The sequence below is a fragment of the Cyanobium sp. ATX 6E8 genome (genome assembly GCF_024346335.1).
GTDB lineage: Bacteria > Cyanobacteriota > Cyanobacteriia > PCC-6307 > Cyanobiaceae > Cyanobium_A.
Genome location: NZ_JAGQCT010000002.1, coordinates 116,342 through 130,647, shown reverse-complemented (window position 1 = coordinate 130,647; position 14,306 = coordinate 116,342). Strand labels below are relative to the sequence as shown.

The 14,306-nt window shown below is 68.2% G+C and carries 22 protein-coding genes; 13 read left to right on the top strand and 9 right to left on the bottom strand.

Annotated elements, in window-relative coordinates:
* Positions 1-132: 132 nt before the first annotated feature.
* From KBY70_RS02750 to rsmA, 3 genes are read right to left on the bottom strand one after another with little or no spacing between them, the layout of a single operon-like run.
* Positions 133-465, bottom strand: coding sequence for a DUF3082 domain-containing protein (locus KBY70_RS02750; protein WP_254987294.1), 333 nt, complete (start codon positions 463-465; stop codon positions 133-135).
* Positions 462-1,397, bottom strand: a complete 936-nt coding sequence (ispE, locus tag KBY70_RS02745) for a 4-(cytidine 5'-diphospho)-2-C-methyl-D-erythritol kinase (RefSeq protein WP_254987293.1) — start codon at positions 1,395-1,397, stop codon at positions 462-464. Before ispE ends, KBY70_RS02750 begins: the two co-directional genes overlap by 4 nt.
* Positions 1,390-2,229 carry a 16S rRNA (adenine(1518)-N(6)/adenine(1519)-N(6))-dimethyltransferase RsmA gene (gene rsmA, locus KBY70_RS02740; protein ID WP_254987292.1) on the bottom strand — a complete coding sequence of 280 codons (840 nt, stop codon included), beginning with the start codon at positions 2,227-2,229 and terminating at the stop codon, positions 1,390-1,392. The genes ispE and rsmA overlap by 8 nt, the downstream gene beginning before the upstream one ends.
* Before the next feature lie 24 nt (positions 2,230-2,253).
* Here rsmA and KBY70_RS02735 point away from each other — a divergent pair, with 24 nt between their 5' ends.
* Positions 2,254-2,601, top strand: a complete 348-nt coding sequence (locus tag KBY70_RS02735) for a hypothetical protein (protein ID WP_254987291.1) — start codon at positions 2,254-2,256, stop codon at positions 2,599-2,601.
* A 32-nt stretch (positions 2,602-2,633) separates the two neighbouring features.
* On the opposite strand, the gene KBY70_RS02730 is transcribed toward KBY70_RS02735, so the two are convergent.
* A complete protein-coding gene (locus KBY70_RS02730; RefSeq protein WP_094559557.1) occupies positions 2,634-2,999 on the bottom strand; it encodes a YraN family protein in 366 nt (121 codons plus the stop codon).
* Between the two features lie 105 nt (positions 3,000-3,104).
* On the opposite strand from KBY70_RS02730, the gene KBY70_RS02725 reads away from it, so the two are divergent.
* The 9 genes from KBY70_RS02725 (at position 3,105) to KBY70_RS02685 (ending at position 8,464) form a co-directional block, all read left to right on the top strand.
* Complete coding sequence (locus KBY70_RS02725; RefSeq protein ID WP_254987290.1) at positions 3,105-3,608, top strand: pentapeptide repeat-containing protein; 504 nt, start codon at positions 3,105-3,107, stop codon at positions 3,606-3,608.
* Between the two features lie 10 nt (positions 3,609-3,618).
* Complete coding sequence (locus KBY70_RS02720; protein ID WP_315859676.1) at positions 3,619-4,068, top strand: hypothetical protein; 450 nt, start codon at positions 3,619-3,621, stop codon at positions 4,066-4,068.
* Between the two features lie 44 nt (positions 4,069-4,112).
* The gene (locus KBY70_RS02715) at positions 4,113-4,772 is read left to right on the top strand and encodes a TMEM165/GDT1 family protein (protein ID WP_094559554.1); all 660 of its coding nucleotides are present in this window, start codon (positions 4,113-4,115) and stop codon (positions 4,770-4,772) included.
* Positions 4,773-4,843: 71 nt separating this feature from the next.
* Positions 4,844-5,845 (top strand): type I glyceraldehyde-3-phosphate dehydrogenase, encoded by a 1,002-nt coding sequence (gene gap, locus KBY70_RS02710; RefSeq protein ID WP_254987289.1) that lies wholly within the window; start codon positions 4,844-4,846, stop codon positions 5,843-5,845.
* A gap of 28 nt (positions 5,846-5,873) precedes the next feature.
* Positions 5,874-6,062 (top strand): hypothetical protein, encoded by a 189-nt coding sequence (locus tag KBY70_RS02705; RefSeq protein ID WP_094559552.1) that lies wholly within the window; start codon positions 5,874-5,876, stop codon positions 6,060-6,062.
* 48 nt (positions 6,063-6,110) lie between these two features.
* Positions 6,111-6,488 (top strand): hypothetical protein, encoded by a 378-nt coding sequence (locus KBY70_RS02700; protein WP_094559551.1) that lies wholly within the window; start codon positions 6,111-6,113, stop codon positions 6,486-6,488.
* A complete protein-coding gene (locus tag KBY70_RS02695; RefSeq protein ID WP_094559550.1) occupies positions 6,485-6,715 on the top strand; it encodes a hypothetical protein in 231 nt (76 codons plus the stop codon). The genes KBY70_RS02700 and KBY70_RS02695 overlap by 4 nt, the downstream gene beginning before the upstream one ends.
* 54 nt (positions 6,716-6,769) lie before the next feature.
* Positions 6,770-7,150 (top strand): LexA family protein, encoded by a 381-nt coding sequence (locus KBY70_RS02690; RefSeq protein ID WP_233128462.1) that lies wholly within the window; start codon positions 6,770-6,772, stop codon positions 7,148-7,150.
* Positions 7,151-7,156: 6 nt separating this feature from the next.
* A complete protein-coding gene (locus tag KBY70_RS02685) occupies positions 7,157-8,464 on the top strand; it encodes a Y-family DNA polymerase (RefSeq protein ID WP_094559549.1) in 1,308 nt (435 codons plus the stop codon).
* Positions 8,465-8,484: 20 nt separating this feature from the next.
* Here the strand turns inward: KBY70_RS02685 and KBY70_RS02680 are convergent, their stop codons facing one another.
* The 3 genes from KBY70_RS02680 to dnaG all read right to left on the bottom strand — a co-directional run bounded on the left by KBY70_RS02680 (position 8,485) and on the right by dnaG (position 11,379).
* Positions 8,485-8,736 carry a hypothetical protein gene (locus KBY70_RS02680; RefSeq protein ID WP_094559548.1) on the bottom strand — a complete coding sequence of 84 codons (252 nt, stop codon included), beginning with the start codon at positions 8,734-8,736 and terminating at the stop codon, positions 8,485-8,487.
* Between the two features lie 80 nt (positions 8,737-8,816).
* Positions 8,817-9,170: a hypothetical protein gene (locus KBY70_RS02675; protein ID WP_094559547.1), complete on the bottom strand. Its 354-nt coding sequence runs from the start codon at positions 9,168-9,170 to the stop codon at positions 8,817-8,819.
* A 130-nt stretch (positions 9,171-9,300) separates the two neighbouring features.
* Positions 9,301-11,379, bottom strand: a complete 2,079-nt coding sequence (gene dnaG, locus KBY70_RS02670; RefSeq protein ID WP_254987288.1) for a DNA primase — start codon at positions 11,377-11,379, stop codon at positions 9,301-9,303.
* 32 nt (positions 11,380-11,411) lie between these two features.
* Here dnaG and KBY70_RS02665 point away from each other — a divergent pair, with 32 nt between their 5' ends.
* Positions 11,412-12,275: a DMT family transporter gene (locus KBY70_RS02665; RefSeq protein ID WP_254987287.1), complete on the top strand. Its 864-nt coding sequence runs from the start codon at positions 11,412-11,414 to the stop codon at positions 12,273-12,275.
* Here KBY70_RS02665 and KBY70_RS02660 read toward each other — a convergent pair.
* Together KBY70_RS02660 and KBY70_RS02655 are read right to left on the bottom strand one after the other, a co-directional pair.
* The gene (locus tag KBY70_RS02660; RefSeq protein ID WP_254987286.1) at positions 12,250-12,693 is read right to left on the bottom strand and encodes a hypothetical protein; all 444 of its coding nucleotides are present in this window, start codon (positions 12,691-12,693) and stop codon (positions 12,250-12,252) included. The genes KBY70_RS02665 and KBY70_RS02660 overlap by 26 nt on opposite strands.
* 67 nt (positions 12,694-12,760) lie before the next feature.
* A complete protein-coding gene (locus KBY70_RS02655; RefSeq protein WP_254987400.1) occupies positions 12,761-13,264 on the bottom strand; it encodes a hypothetical protein in 504 nt (167 codons plus the stop codon).
* Between the two features lie 21 nt (positions 13,265-13,285).
* On the opposite strand from KBY70_RS02655, the gene ruvA reads away from it, so the two are divergent.
* Positions 13,286-13,933: a Holliday junction branch migration protein RuvA gene (gene ruvA / locus KBY70_RS02650; protein ID WP_094559544.1), complete on the top strand. Its 648-nt coding sequence runs from the start codon at positions 13,286-13,288 to the stop codon at positions 13,931-13,933.
* 92 nt (positions 13,934-14,025) lie between these two features.
* The gene (rpsO, locus tag KBY70_RS02645) at positions 14,026-14,295 is read left to right on the top strand and encodes a 30S ribosomal protein S15 (protein WP_094559543.1); all 270 of its coding nucleotides are present in this window, start codon (positions 14,026-14,028) and stop codon (positions 14,293-14,295) included.
* Positions 14,296-14,306 lie beyond the last annotated feature (11 nt).

Sequence of the window (14,306 nt, the reverse complement as noted above, 5' to 3'; positions counted from 1 at the left end):
GGCGGCAGTGGCCTCAGCCCCCGGCAGCGAACGTGGAGAGCAGCAGCACCGACAGCAGCATGCCGGGCAGCAACAGCGTCACCAACAGACCAAGGTCGTGGGGGGTCATAGGACGGCGCTAGTGGATGGAGGTTAGGGAGTTTTACCCGACTCCACAGGGGCTGATCCGGAACCGGACACCAGGCTGCGCACGAACACCAGGGCCAACCCCACGGCAATGAAGGCAAAGCTGAAGGTGGCCAGGAAGGCCATGCCCACAATCAGGGTCTTGAGGGCGGTGGCAATGCTCTGGGCAATGGCAGAGCTGTAACTGGGCGGGTGCAGGGCGTAGTAGCTCACCATCCGGCGGCTCAAGCCCAGGGCAAACCAGGCCAGCAGCCCGGCGGTGAGCGAACCGGACAGGAAGCTCAGGGGGGCCTTGCGGGGAGCCGCATCGGACTCGGTCGGGGGATTGGGGTCGCTCACGCCTCCAGGCTGACACCTCGGTTGCTGAAGCCACAACACCAGGCCTCAAAGCCCGCCTGCTCGAGCTGGGACGCCAAGCCGGCCTGGGCCGCCTGCGCCTCGGCGAGGCCGGCGAAGATGGCAAACAGGCTCGGGCCCGATCCGCTCATGGCCACCGCCAGCGGGCCTTCGGCCTGGCGCAGCAGAGCCAGGCCCTGCCGCACACTCTCCACCTCGGGTTCCACCACGGCCTGCAGGTCATTGCGAAGCGCAGGCAGGGCAGCGCCCTGGTGCAGGGCCTGCAGCAGCGGCCCCTGGCGCAACGCCTGACGGCGTTGCTCAAAGTCGTGCTCGCCCTGGAGGTAAAAATCGCCCCGCATCGCCTTGCAGCGGCCGTAGGCCCAGGGGGTGCTGACACTGACCTCGGGGTGCTTGATCAACAGCACCGCCAAACCCAGGGGCTCCGCGCGCTCCACCGGCTCCAGCCGCTCGCCACGGCCGAAGCACAGCTGGGTGCCGCCATCGAGGCAGAACGGCATGTCGGATCCGAGCTCGGCGGCCATCGTCTGCAGGGTCTCGGCATCAAAGCCCAACCCCCACAGGGCATTGAGGCCCACCAGGGCCGCCGCCCCGTTGCTGGAGCCACCGGCCAACCCGGCACCGATGGGGATGCGTTTCTCAAGCACAATCTCGGCGCCCAGCTCGGAAAACCCCGAACGGGCCCGCAACAGCTCGCCAGCCCGCACGATCAGGTTGCTGCCATCGGTGGGCAGGTCGGCTCGGTCGCAGCGCAGGCTGATCCGGGCATCGGCGGTGGGCTGCAGCCGCAAGGTGTCCGCCAGCTCAATCGACTGCATCACCATCGCCAGCTCGTGGAAGCCGTCGGGTCGCAGGCCCAACACCTCCAGGTGCAGGTTGATTTTGGCGGGGGCCCGCACGCACAGGTCAGCCATGGGCGGGAGGGGGCGCAGTGACAGTGGTGGTCTGATTCAAGCCGCCCGCCAACGCCACCCAGGCTGACGGGGCGATCTCCTGGGGCCGTTGCTGCAGGTTGATACCCGCCGCTGCCGCCAGCTCAGCCAGCTGGGCTTCCGGGAGCAGGCCCGCCAGAGTGTTGCGCAGCATCTTGCGTCGGGCAGCAAAGCAGCGCTTCAGCAGCATCTCCACGGTGCGGGCCAGCAGCGGCTCCAGCTGCTGGGCAGCTGGCAGGGGCTCCAGCAGGATCACCTCGGAGTGCACCTGCGGCGGCGGCTGAAAACAGCGCGGGGGAACGGCACAGACGCTGCGGCAGTGGGCCATCAGCTGCATCCGCACACTCAACGCCGAGTAGGCGCTGGCCCCTGGCTGGCAGCGGATGCGCTCCCCCACCTCCCGCTGCACCAACAGCACCAGGCGCTCGTAGGGGCGGGCAACGGGTCGATCGAGGCGGCCCACCAGGCGCTCCAGCAGGGGGCCGGTGATGTTGTACGGGATGTTGGCCACCACCTTGTTGGCTGCCGGCAGCTCAACCGCCAGCACATCGCCTGGGGTGAGGCTGAACCGCGGTTCGCCGCCAAAACGCTCCTGCAGACCGTGCACCAGATCGCGATCGAGCTCCACCGCTGCCACCACCCCCGCCGGCGAGGCCAGCAGCCGCTCGGTGAGCGCTCCCCGACCCGGCCCCACCTCCAGCACCCGATCGGCGGGCTCGAGCTCTGCGGCCGCCACGATGCGGCCGAGCACCCCCTGATCCACCAACCAGTGCTGGCCGAAACGCTTGCGGGCGCGGTGGGCAGCAAAACTCATGGATGACGCTGCAGTTGCTCCACATTGCCTGTCTCCCCTCTCCGCCTCGCCCAGCGGCCCACCCCCGCGCTGGCCCGTCTGCTCCTGACTGGATCGCTGCTCGCCGGATCGCTGCTGGCTGGCATCGCGGGGCTGTCCCCCGCCGCCCGCGCTGGCAGCGCCACCGCCTCCTCGATCTGGAACAAAACCAATGCCCTCGCTCGGGCACGGCAGCAGCTGCCGCCGGGGGCTGTCATCACCGGCGAACACTGTCAGGAGGTGGAGGTGGGGATCGGCAACATCCGCTATCTCTGCACGGTGGAGTTCAGCCCCGCTCCAGCCGTCAGCACACCCACCTCCACTCCGACACAAACTCCGACCCCGACACCCTGACGCCTGGCCTTGACCCGATGCGCCGTGGTCGCTTAGCCGTCTGGGCGAATCCAGCGCACCGGGCCGGTCGCCGGGGCGAGCGGCACCAGGGCATACACCATCTCCACCGGGCTCTCGGCCCAGGTTGGCTGGCTCTCGAGCCAGCAATGCCAGGCCCGCTCCAACCGCTGACGCTTACCGCGCCGTAGGGAGCCGACCCCCCAACCATCGGGGCCAGGCCGGCGCCGACCCTTCACCTCCACCAGCAGCAGTCGCCCCTGTTTCTCCAGCACCAGGTCGAGCTCGCCCCAGCGGCAGACCCACTGCCGGGCCAGCAGCCGCCAGCCACGCTGCTGCAACAGGCGCAGGGCGCGCTGCTCGGCCCAGTCGCCCTGACGGCGTGCGGTGGTGCGTGGCATGGCCCTCCCCGGTGTGGCCTCAGGGTTCCCACAAGGGGTCGAGCATCCCGGCGGAATGGCCCTCCTTAGGCTGGGATGAGCTGAAAGGTTGCCATGCATCCGCCGATGTCTCCGAAGCGCGGCCCACACCGCCTGGCTCGCTGGGTGCTGGCGCTGCTGCTGGCCCTCGGCACCACCTGGCTGGCCCCCGCCCCGGCCATGGCCGCCATGGATGTGGCCAAGCAGGTGCTGATCGGCGCTGATTTCCACGACCAGGATCTGCGCGGCGCCACCTTCAACCTCACCAACCTGCGGGACGCCACCTTCGCCGGCTCCGATCTGCAGGGAGCCAGCCTGTTCGGCGCCAAGCTCCAGGACGCCGATCTGAGCAACACCAACCTGCGCGAAGCCACCCTCGATTCGGCGATCTTCGATGGCACCAACCTCACCAATGCAGTGCTGGAAGATGCCTTTGCCTTCAACACCAAATTCACCAACGTGGTGATTGAGGGGGCCGACTTCACCAACGTGCCGCTGCGGGGCGATGCCCTCAAAACCCTCTGCGGCGTGGCCAGCGGCACCAACCCCGTCACCGGCCGCGACACCCGTTCCTCCCTGGGCTGCAGCTGACCCCCGAACCATGAGTTTCGACGCCCGCAGCCGCGAACGCCTCGAGGCCCTCGGCCGCAGCCTGCCCAAACCGCTGCCCACACCGACGCCGCCCCAGCAGGGCACGCCCAAGGCCACAGACAAACGCCATCGCGTTGAAGTCGAGGAGAACCCGGAGGCCCTGTTTCGCGAACTGATGCAGGTCAGCCCGGATGGCACCGTGCCGCCCCATCTGATGGAGCGGTTGCGGGAAATAAAGCCCGCCGGCAGGACCCTCCACCGGCAGCCGCTCCCGCCTCGGGTCGCAACAGGCCCACCGGAGCCAACACCGTGGGCCGGGCGGATCCCCGCACGGCCGCGGACCACGTCGACCTTTACACCGCATTCCAGCAACTGCTGCTGGAAGACGACGAGGACGCCTGAGCTGGCTGCTGCAGACCCGAGCCGGTGCGTGCTGGCCATGGATTTACCACTGGCGTAGCCGCTTTCACGCCGTTTTTCCCACCGCTGGGGTAGGGGTAGAGGATGAGCATCACTCTTTCGAGCGACCCCAGCCTGGCCGCCTTCGGCTCCAGCCTCACCGCCATCACCCTGGCCGAGCTGGGCGACAAAACGTTTTTTATGGCGCTGATCCTGGCGGTGCGCCATCGGGGCCGCTGGGTGTTTCTCGGTGCCTTTGCCGCCCTCACGGCAGTCACGCTGATCTCCCTGGCCCTGGGCTACGGCCTGCGGGAATTGCTGCCACCCACCGTGGTGCCCTGGCTGGCCGCCGCCCTGTTTCTCGGCTTTGGCCTCAAGCTGCTGATCGATGCCCAGGGCATGGCAGCGGACGCGGCCTCGGAGGAAGCTGAGGAAGCCGAGGAAGCGATCAATGCGGCCGAAACCAGCCGGCCAGTCAATACGGCCTGGGCGGTGATCTGGGAAGCCTTCGTGCTGGTGTTTGTCGCCGAGCTGGGTGACCGCACCCAATTCACCACGATCTTCATGGCCACGGCACCAGCCCAGGTGTTCAGCTTCACCGGCCTGCTCGCCGGCACGCTGCTGGGTCACGCCCTGGTCACCTGGCTGGCGGTGGGGGCGGGCAAATGGATCGGCCAGCGCGTCAACGAGCGGCTCCTGTACCGGCTCAGTGGTGGCCTCTTCCTGGTGTTCGGTCTGGCGGCTCTCCAGCAGGCCCTGGGCTGACGGCAAGGAGCCTGATCAGTGCCCCTAAGGTGGCTTCGAGCCTTTTTATTCAGGGTTTCAGGAGCGCCGCGATGACCATCCGCATCGGCATTAACGGGTTTGGCCGCATCGGCCGTCTGGCCTTCCGCCGAGCCGTGAGCATGCCGGACGTGGAGGTGGTGGGCATCAACGACCTGATCGATGTGGAGTATCTGGCCTACATGCTTCGCTACGACTCCACCCATGGCCGCTTCCAGGGCGAAGTGCGCGTGGAGAACGGTCAGCTGGTGGTGAATGGCAAGGCCATCCGCATCAGCGCCGAACGCGACCCGAACAATCTCAACTGGGGCGCCGTGGGCGCCGACTACGTGCTGGAGAGCACCGGCTTCTTTCTCACCGACGAAGCGGCCCGCGCCCACATCAACGCAGGCGCCAAGCGTGTGGTGATGAGCGCTCCCTCCCAGGACGCCACACCCATGTTTGTGATGGGCGTGAACCACACCGGCTACGCCGGCCAGGACGTCGTGTCCAACGCCAGCTGCACCACCAACTGCCTGGCTCCAGTGGCCAAGGTGCTGCACGACAACTTCGGCATCGTCAACGGGTTGATGACCACCGTGCATGCCGCCACCGCCACCCAGAAACCGGTGGACAGCCCCTCGGTGAAGGACTGGCGCGGCGGCCGCGGTGCCGGCCAGAACATCATCCCCAGCTCCACCGGTGCCGCCAAGGCTGTGGGCCGCGTGATCCCCGAGCTCAACGGCAAGCTCACCGGCATGGCTTTCCGCGTGCCAACCCCCGATGTGTCGGTGGTGGACCTCACCGTGAACCTGGCCAAGCCCACCAGCTACGACCAGATCAAGGCCGCGATGAAGGCCGCCTCGGCAGGCCCCATGGCCGGCATCCTCGGCTACACCGAGGACGAGGTGGTGAGCACCGACTTCCTGGGCGAGAGCTGCACCTCAGTGTTTGATGCCGGTGCCGGCATCGCCCTCACCGACACCTTCGTGAAGCTGGTGGCCTGGTACGACAACGAGTGGGGCTACAGCTGCAAGTGCATCGACCTGATGCGCCACATGGCCACCATTGGCTGACCCAGCAGTGGCTGACCCAGCAGCAGTGTTGAGCGACACGCTCCATCGCGACGATTGGCAGCGCATCCGCGATGCCCTTCGCTACCAGGCCCGGGAGCTGCATCACCGCTCCTTCGCTGTGCACAGCAGTCGGCGCGATCTCCTCTGGGAAGAGATGGATCGCTGCCTCGCCCTGGCCGACCGGGTGGAGCAGCACTGGCTGCGGCCTGACAGCTGAGGATGAGACAGGCCGGGCACTGGTGAAGGGACCTTCCCTTCCCTGCCCATGGCCTGCGGCGCCGTGATCTCCCTGCTCGAGTCCCACCGGTCACGCCAGGGCCACTGGTGGCTTCCCGATGCCGGCTTCCCCCAGCACCTCGCCAGCCTGCTCGGCGCGCCGCTGCGGGCCAGCGGGCTGCCGCCCCGCAACTGGCGGGAGCTTGCTGCCGTGTTTGAGCCGCTGCGGCCCCTGCCCAGCGCGGAGGCCCCGTCCACCGCCGCCACTGCCACCTACCGCTACCTGATCTGTCTCGACAACCGCGGCAATCGGCTGTCCTGCTGGCGCCGCTACCCGGAAGGAGTGGGCTGGCAGCGCCGCTGCGGGCCGATGCCCCTGGCGCAGTTCGTCCGCCGCTTCAGCCAGCGCCTAACCTCGCCGGCATGACCGGCAATCTGCAGGCGATCGGCTTTTTGCTCAGCTGGGTGCTGGGCTGGGGCATTGGCGGTTCCCTGATCGATGCCGGGCTGATCCAGGCCGGCGTCTATTCCCTCGAGACGGGCCAGCTCGGCACGCTCACCACTTTCGTGCTGTGGACCCTGCTGTGGGGCGGCGGCGGCCTGTGGCTCTATCGGCGCTTCACCGGCTCCAAGGATGCCGGCCCGCAGGACTAGGCCGGCGCCATGCCAGTACACCTGAACTAACGTGATTGGGTTTGCGGCGCGCCGTTGGCACCCCCCGCTCCCCCCACCAGCCTCACCCCCACCAACCTCACCGCCATCAGTCTTGAAGACGAGCTGATCCGCTGCCGTGCCAGCACGGTGTTGCTGCGGGTGAGTGGCGAGTCGATGCAGGGCGCCGGGATCGCCCACGGCGACCTGCTGATCGTGGATCGAGGCCTGGAGCCCCGGCCTGGCCAGATCGTGGTGGCCTGGCTCGCTGGTGGTTTCACCCTCAAACGGCTGGTCTGCCACCGGGGCCGGCTGCGGCTGGAGGCGGCCCATCCCGCCTATCCCCCGCTGGAGCTGGATCCCGGCGCTGAGCCCCACCTCTGGGGGGTGGCCGTGCACGTCATCCGTACCCTCGAGCCCGGCACGGGCCATCGCTGAAGCGCCATGACCTGCCGCTCTCAGGCCACCGGCCGGCCAGCGATCGTGCTGATCGACGGCAACAACTTCTACGCCTCCTGCGAAGCGGTGATGGATCCCGCACTGCTGGGCCGACCGCTGGTGGTGCTGTCCAACAACGACGGCTGCATCGTGTCGCGCAGTGCCGAAGCGCGAGCCCTCGGCATCCGCATGGGCCAGCCCTACTTCCAGGTGCGGCGCGAGCTGGAACGCCAGGGTGTGGTGGTGCGTAGCTCCAACTACGCCCTCTACGCCGACATGAGCCAGCGGCTGATGACCACCGTGGAGCCGTGGGTCGAGCAGCTGGAGATCTATTCGATCGATGAGGCCTTCGGCCAGCTGCACCGGCCCGCCGGCCACGGTGACCTGCACGACTGGGGCCGGCGACTGCGCCACCACGTGCTCTGCGAGCTGGGCCTGCCGGTGGCGGTGGGGATCGCCCCCAGCAAGGTGCTGGCCAAGCTCGCCAACCGCCTCGCTAAAACGGCACCAGGAAGCGACGGTGTGTGGGACTTCGGCGGCATCGGTGACCCCGATCCCCAGCTCGAAGCGGTCGCGATCGAAGACGTGTGGGGCATCGGCCGCCAGCTCTCCCGCTGGTGCCGCCTGCGCGGCATCAGCCATGCCCGGGCCCTGCGGGACATGCCCAGCGGCGAACTGCGGCGCCGCTGCGGTGTGGTGGGCGTGCGCCTGCAGCAGGAGCTGCGCGGCCACGCCTGCCTGCCACTGGACACCCTGCCGGCCACCAAGCGGGAAACCTGCGTCAGCCGCAGCTTCAGCCAGCCCATCACCACCCAGGCCGAGCTGCAGGAGGCGATCGCCACCTACCTGAGCCGGGCGGCGGAGAAGGTGCGGCGCCAACGGCAACGGGCCGGGGCCATCACGGTATTTGTGCGCAGCAGCCCCTTCAATGGCACCAGCTTCTACAGCAACAGCGCCACGGTGACCCTGCCGCTGGCCAGCAACGACACGGCCGTACTGCTGCAGGCGGCCCTGCCCCTGGTGGAGCGGCTGTTCAAGCCCCACAAACCCCTACAGAAGGCTGGCGTTCTGCTGCAGAACTTGCAGAGCGAGGAGATCCTGCAGCACCACCTGCTGGTGCCACTGCCCCTGGAGCAGCAGCACCGCCGCTCGGCCCTGATGGCCACCATCGATCGCCTCAACCGCCACTACGGCAGCGGCACCGTGCAATGGGCCGCCGCAGGCCTGCAGACGCCCTGGCGGATGCGACGCTCGCGGCTCTCCGGTGCCGCCACCACGCGGCTGGCCGCCATCCCGGTGGTGCAGGCCCGTTGATGGGTCTGGCAGGGCCGCGCTTAGGCGAGCGACACAAGGGCTGCTTCGATCATGGCGGCGCTCACAGGGATCGTCTCGAGTTCGTCGGCGTTGTCGAGGTAGGCCTCGAAGGAGGCATAGCGCCGGATGCATGGCTGCACCTCCGCTTCCGCGCAGGCCTCAGCCCAGCTGCCCTCCTCAGGCTGCACAGCGAGATAGGCGGTGAGGGCTTCCTCGAGATCGCCACCATCCCCGATGGCCTCGCCCTGCCAGAACACCTCGAAAAACCCCATGGCCGCAGGTATTGGCAGTGCACAGAGAAATCCAGCGTATCCGGGCACTACAGCGCCATCGGGTGGCGATGGATGAGCGCTTACCACCAGTCACCCCAGAAAGGACCTCCGAAGCCATCCTCGAAGCCGGGTTCGACGGTCCAGGTGGGTGCCGGTCCCCCGGCCTTGGGCGGCTTGGGTGGCCCTGACAGGGTTTCGGCATTGATGCCGGGAATCGGCACAGCCCCACAGGGGCACTGACACAAGCCATCCGGCCCAATCAGCCCCACGCTGGGCTGCTCACAGCTGCAGGGGCAAGCCTGGCTCTGGGCCTGGATCGGGGCCGGGGCCTGCGCCTGGGCCGGTTGGGAGCAAGGCAACAGAGCAGCAGCCAGGCCAAGCAGGCCGATCCCGCTGACAACGGCGACGCGGGACGGCAACAGAGACGGGGACATCAGGACAAGGCCGAGGAGATCGGGATGGGTTTAGGGAATCCAGAGGTGTTGAACAAACCGTTCAACAAACCGTTGAACGGGCTGTGAAACGCCCTGGTGAGCACAGCCGCAGAGAGGATCAGGCAGCGGATCAGGCAGCGGGTTGGGCCATCACCTCCCCGTAGCCGGCGCGACGCTGGGAGTCGAGGTGCTCCAGGTGTTTACGCTCGTTGTAATAGAGCTCCTGGAAGCGCAGGGCATCGCCATTGAGCTGGGTGAACAGGGCTTCAATCCGCGCCTCCATGTCGCTCACCGGAGCCAGACCAGAGGCGGCGGCTCGCGCCTCCTGCCGCTCCTCATCCAGCAGCCGGGCGATGCAGCGCTCCAGGGTTTCGAGGCGCTGGGTGCTCCAGGCATCCAGCAGGTGCCGGCAGCGCTTGACGCTCTTCTGGCGCTCCAGGGCCGCCGTGGCACCGCGCAGCTGCAGCATCGGCTGGCTGAGGGCCATGCGCTGCAACTCATTGGGCTCCAGCAGGGGCGTCAAGCGGCTGAGCAGGGCGCTCTGCTCCACCACCAGCTGATCACCCAGCAACCGGGGCAGCTCGAGATCGCCAAGGTCGTGGCCGGGATCGCTGCCGCGGTTGATCGCCTCCAGCCGGCCAACCCCCAGGTTGTCTTCCTCGAGGGCGCTGATCGCCGCCCACAGCAGGCGGTGGTGTTGCAGGGCGAAATCGTCGAGCTCCCGCTGGCGCAGCTCCGCCCGGATGGCAGCGCGGTGGCTGGGGCAGTGCAGATAGAGCCGCAATAGCTCCGCCTCGGCCCGTTCCCGCAGGCCCGCCTCGCCGGGCTGTTCCCACTTCTGGGAGCGGCCATGCCAGCGCTGGCCTTTCACCTGCTGGCGCAGGTCGTCTTCCAACTGGATCGCCAGACGCGCCTGACCGCCGCTGAGCCGCTCGGCCACCCGCTGCAGGTAGTGGCTGCGCACGGCGCTCTGGGGCAGCTTGCCGAGCAGAGCCACCAGGGCCGTTACCACCTGCTGGAACTGGTCGGGACGGGCGAGATCGCGCCCCTCCAACACCTGCTCGATCTGCCAGTCGAGCCAGAGGGGGGCCTGATCCAGCAGGGAGCGGTAGTCGCCAGCCCCCTGGCCCTTGAGAAATTCGTCGGGATCCTTGCCAGCGGGGAGGTGCAGCACCCGCAGCTCCAACTGCCCCTGCAGCGCCAGCTGCTCCACCTCGCCGATGGCCCGCTGGGCAGCACGCACACCCGCACCGTCGCTGTCAAAATTGAGAATCAACCGGCGGCTTTCGCAGCAGCGGCACAGCTGGGTGATCTGCTGGCTGCTCAACGCCGTGCCGAGGGCCGCCACGGCGTTGGTGATACCGGCGGCATGCAGGGCGATCACATCGAAATAGCCCTCCACCACCACCGCCCTGTCGTCCTTGCGGATGGCGTTGCTGGCCTTGTCGAGGCCAAAGAGGTGCTTGCCCTTCTCGAACACCTCCGTTTCCGGGGAGTTGAGGTATTTCGGCTCGCCGCCATCGAGGCTGCGGCCACCAAAGCCGATCACCCGCCCCTGGCGGTCCTTGATCGGCACCATCACCCGGTGGCGGAAGCGGTCGTAAAAACCCTCCCCCCCTTTGCGGGGCACCACTAGGCCAGCTGCCTCCAGCAGCTCCGGAGCCAGCCCCTCCACCTGCTGCAGGTGGCTGAGCAGGCCGTCCCAGCGGTCGGGGGCGTAGCCGAGCTCAAAGGCCTCCAGGGTCGCTTCACTCAGGCCGCGGCTGTCGCGCAGGTAGGCCAAGGCCGCGGCTCCCTCGGGAGCGCGCAGCTGGCTGCGAAACCAACCCGCCGCCAGGGTGAGCACCCGGTGCAGCTGCTCGCGACGGGAGAGCTGCTTGCGCAGGCGCTCCTGCTGGGGGCCATCGAGGGTTTCGATCGGCAGCTGATACTTGCGCGCCAGCTCCAGCACCACATCGCTGAAGCTCTGGCGCTGATGCTCCATCAGAAACTTGATGGCATTGCCCCCGGCTCCGCAGGAGAAGCAGTAGTAGAACTGCTTGGCCGGGGACACCGTCATCGACGGCGATGTGTCGTCGTGGAAGGGACAGATGCCGACGTATTCACGCCCCTTCTTCTTGAGCACCACGTGCTCGCCCACCACATCGACGATGTCGGCCCGCTCCTTGACGGCCTCGATCGTGCGGGGGTGGAGGCGCGGCAGGCTCAAGGCGATGGGGGGCGGTGGTGGGCGCTGAAGCGATGCCCGATTCTGACCGGGGCAGGCGGGCCATGCTCGGAATGGTGGCCAGCGCCCTGAGTTTTTCGCTGATGGGCGTGTGTGTGAAACAGGTGGGGGGCCGCATTCCCGCCGCCGAGGTGGTGCTGGCGCGGGCCATTGTGAGTGTGGCCCTGAGCTGGTGGCTGCTGCGCCGGGCCGGCATTTCCCCCTGGGGCCAGCGCCGGTGGTTGCTGATCTGGCGCGGGGTGATCGGCACCGCCGCCCTGCTCTGCGTCTATGCCGCCCTGGCCGCTTTGCCGCTGGCCTCAGCCACGGTGCTGCAGTACCTCTATCCACCGTTCACGGGCCTGCTGGCCTGGCTGATGCTGGGCGAGCGCATCGGCAAGCGGGTGGTGGCCGCCATGGCCTTGGGCTGGCTTGGGGTGCTGCTGGTGGCCCAGCCCGGCGGCAGCATGGCCCTGGCCTGGCAACCTGTGCTGATCGCCGTGGCCGGGGCCCTGTTCACGGCCCTGGCCTACGTGAGTGTGCGCTCCTTGGGCCAGAGCGAGCACCCGCTCGTGATTGTCTTCTACTTCCCCCTGGTGGCCCTGCCCCTGAGCCTGCCGCTGGTGGCGCTCCATCCGGTGCTGCCCACCCCGATGGAAGTGCTCTGGCTCCTCGGCGTGGGGCTGTTCACCCAGCTGGGCCAGGTGTACCTGACCCGCAGCCTGATGGCCCTGCCGGCGGCGCGGGCTACAGCCATCAGCTACGTGCAGGTGTTGTTTGCGGGGGGCTGGGGCTGGCTGCTGTTCGGCGAAGCGATCGACGCCTGGACCATCGCTGGCGCGGCCCTGGTTCTGGCCGCCACCCTGGTGAGCCTCAGTCACCGCCAGCGGGCGCGCTGATCCTCTCGGCGTGGGCCACCACCCGGCGGCAAAACGCCAGGAGCTCCTCAGGCGTCATGTCGTGCTTGGCGTCATTGGTGCGCCAGGCACAGATCACAAAGTCGGGGCTCGGTGTGTTGAAACGGTGGTCGATGGTGGGCAGCAGGGCGTACTGCTTCTTGTGTTCGCCCTTGCCTGTTGCTGCCTCCCGATTGTCGTAGGTGCCGATCAGGTGCCAGTCGAGCGGCTCGCCGGTCCAGTGGTCCAGACCGGCCGAGGCCACCACGGCGTTGTGAATGGCCAGGCGGTAGTCCTGCACATTGCCGCTCCCGCCGCGCTTCTGATCCCGCTTGCACAGGGTGACGGCCTTGCGCTGCACCCAGCCGGGATAGGTGAGGGCCACGGACTGAGGCAGCCAGGGTGGGGCGGGGGTCTCCATGCGGTTCGCGTTGGGGTGCGGGTCGAGAAGCTCTGCGGATGACGCAGGAAAGGGTCCTGAAGCCTGGTCAGCCCTTGAGCGGCAGGGGGTCGGTGATCCAGGCCTGCACGTTGGCATCGTCCCCTGCAGCGCCATCGGCAGCGAGGCCCCTGGGCCTGGCCAGACGCCAGCTCTCGCCCCGTACCCCACACTGCAGATAGAGCTCAAAGGGGCTGTCGACCCGAATCGGATCGCCGGCCAGGCGCCAGTCGAACTGACCCAGCACCCGCAGACCCTTGGCGTCGCCGATCCGCACCGACTCCTGTTCAGACACCCGCACCCGGCTCACCTCCGGGGTGCCGCCGGCCTCGAGGGCGAGGGCCTCAGCGATGGCCCCCTGGGTGAGCTGGATCTGCAACTCCAAGGCCTGCAACAACACCGAGCGCGGTGGCTGAGCGACACCACTGCAACCGGTCAGCGCGGTGCAGACCACCAGCACCAACGGCAACAACCAACCGAGCAGCCGGCGAGATTGCCACCGGGATCGAATCGCGGGCGAGGCCTGGGCACGGCTGGGCAGGGCGGGCACGATGGGGGACCTTTCACTGCTCCCATGATCGGCTGGCTGCAAGGGCAACTCACCCATCCCTGGCAGCAGGACAAACGCTTCGGCCTGATGCTGGTGTGTCAGGGGGTGGGCTACGACGTTCAGGTGAGCCAACGGCAATGGCAGCAGCTGCCGGCGGAGGGCAGCGCCGTGAGCCTGCACATCCACCACGCCATCCGCGACGACGCCTGGATCCTCTACGGCTTCGGCGAACGCCACGAGCGGGATCTGTTCCGGGAACTGGTTGCCGTGAGTGGTGTGGGTCCCCAGATGGGCCTGGGGCTACTCGGCGTGATGGATCCAGGTGAGCTGGTGCAGGCGATCGTGCAGGCCGATCTGCGCCGGCTCTGCCAGGCCCCGGGAGTGGGGAAGCGCACCGCGGAACGGCTGGCGGTGGAACTGCGCACCCGGCTGCAGCAGCGATTCCTGGGGCAGCTGGAGGGGCAGGACGACAGCGATCCCTTAGCGGACGGCCCGCTGCTGCCTGCCGCCGGTCGGGATGAGGTGCACCTCACCCTGGCGGCCCTGGGCTACGAGGCCCTGGAGATTCACCGGGCCCTGCGGGCCGTGGCCGCAGGCGGGCTCGGGGAAGAGGCTGGGGCGGAAGATTGGATCCGCGAATGCCTGCGCTGGCTGTCCCGCCAGGTGGCCTGAACCGACAGCTACCCAGACCCCTGGGCGGTATGGTGGTCGCTTGCACCGTAGGTCCCCAACCCGGGCCCAGCCTGCGCTTCACTCCCCAGCCCATGCCGCTCACCACCACCAAAAAGCAGGAACTGATCAACGGTCACCAGACCCATGGCACCGACACCGGTTCGGTGGAAGTGCAGGTGGCCATGCTCAGTGAGCGGATCAGCCAGCTGACCGGCCATCTCCAGAAGAACAAGCACGACTTCTCCTCGCGCCAGGGTCTGCTCAAGATGATCGGCCGCCGCAAGCGGCTGCTCGGTTACCTCAACGGCATCAGCAAGGAGCGCTACAGCGCCCTGATTGCCAAGCTCGGCATCCGCGGCTGAACGGAGCGCGT

Excerpts from the sequence above, each read along its gene's own strand:
- KBY70_RS02695 (WP_094559550.1), top strand. The coding sequence starts at position 6,485 with ATGACCGGCAATCTGCAGGCGATCGGCTTTTTGCTCAGCTGGGTGCTG.
- KBY70_RS02665 (WP_254987287.1), top strand. The coding sequence starts at position 11,412 with ATGCCCGATTCTGACCGGGGCAGGCGGGCCATGCTCGGAATGGTGGCC.
- ispE (WP_254987293.1), bottom strand. The coding sequence starts at position 1,397 with ATGGCTGACCTGTGCGTGCGGGCCCCCGCCAAAATCAACCTGCACCTG.
- rsmA (WP_254987292.1), bottom strand. The coding sequence starts at position 2,229 with ATGAGTTTTGCTGCCCACCGCGCCCGCAAGCGTTTCGGCCAGCACTGG.
- KBY70_RS02680 (WP_094559548.1), bottom strand. The coding sequence starts at position 8,736 with ATGGGGTTTTTCGAGGTGTTCTGGCAGGGCGAGGCCATCGGGGATGGT.
- KBY70_RS02675 (WP_094559547.1), bottom strand. The coding sequence starts at position 9,170 with ATGTCCCCGTCTCTGTTGCCGTCCCGCGTCGCCGTTGTCAGCGGGATC.
- ruvA (WP_094559544.1), top strand. The coding sequence starts at position 13,286 with ATGATCGGCTGGCTGCAAGGGCAACTCACCCATCCCTGGCAGCAGGAC.
- KBY70_RS02660 (WP_254987286.1), bottom strand. The coding sequence starts at position 12,693 with ATGGAGACCCCCGCCCCACCCTGGCTGCCTCAGTCCGTGGCCCTCACC.
- KBY70_RS02720 (WP_315859676.1), top strand. The coding sequence starts at position 3,619 with ATGAGTTTCGACGCCCGCAGCCGCGAACGCCTCGAGGCCCTCGGCCGC.
- rpsO (WP_094559543.1), top strand. The coding sequence starts at position 14,026 with ATGCCGCTCACCACCACCAAAAAGCAGGAACTGATCAACGGTCACCAG.
- KBY70_RS02700 (WP_094559551.1), top strand. The coding sequence starts at position 6,111 with ATGGCCTGCGGCGCCGTGATCTCCCTGCTCGAGTCCCACCGGTCACGC.
- KBY70_RS02685 (WP_094559549.1), top strand. The coding sequence starts at position 7,157 with ATGACCTGCCGCTCTCAGGCCACCGGCCGGCCAGCGATCGTGCTGATC.
- gap (WP_254987289.1), top strand. The coding sequence starts at position 4,844 with ATGACCATCCGCATCGGCATTAACGGGTTTGGCCGCATCGGCCGTCTG.
- KBY70_RS02715 (WP_094559554.1), top strand. The coding sequence starts at position 4,113 with ATGAGCATCACTCTTTCGAGCGACCCCAGCCTGGCCGCCTTCGGCTCC.
- KBY70_RS02725 (WP_254987290.1), top strand. The coding sequence starts at position 3,105 with ATGTCTCCGAAGCGCGGCCCACACCGCCTGGCTCGCTGGGTGCTGGCG.
- KBY70_RS02730 (WP_094559557.1), bottom strand. The coding sequence starts at position 2,999 with ATGCCACGCACCACCGCACGCCGTCAGGGCGACTGGGCCGAGCAGCGC.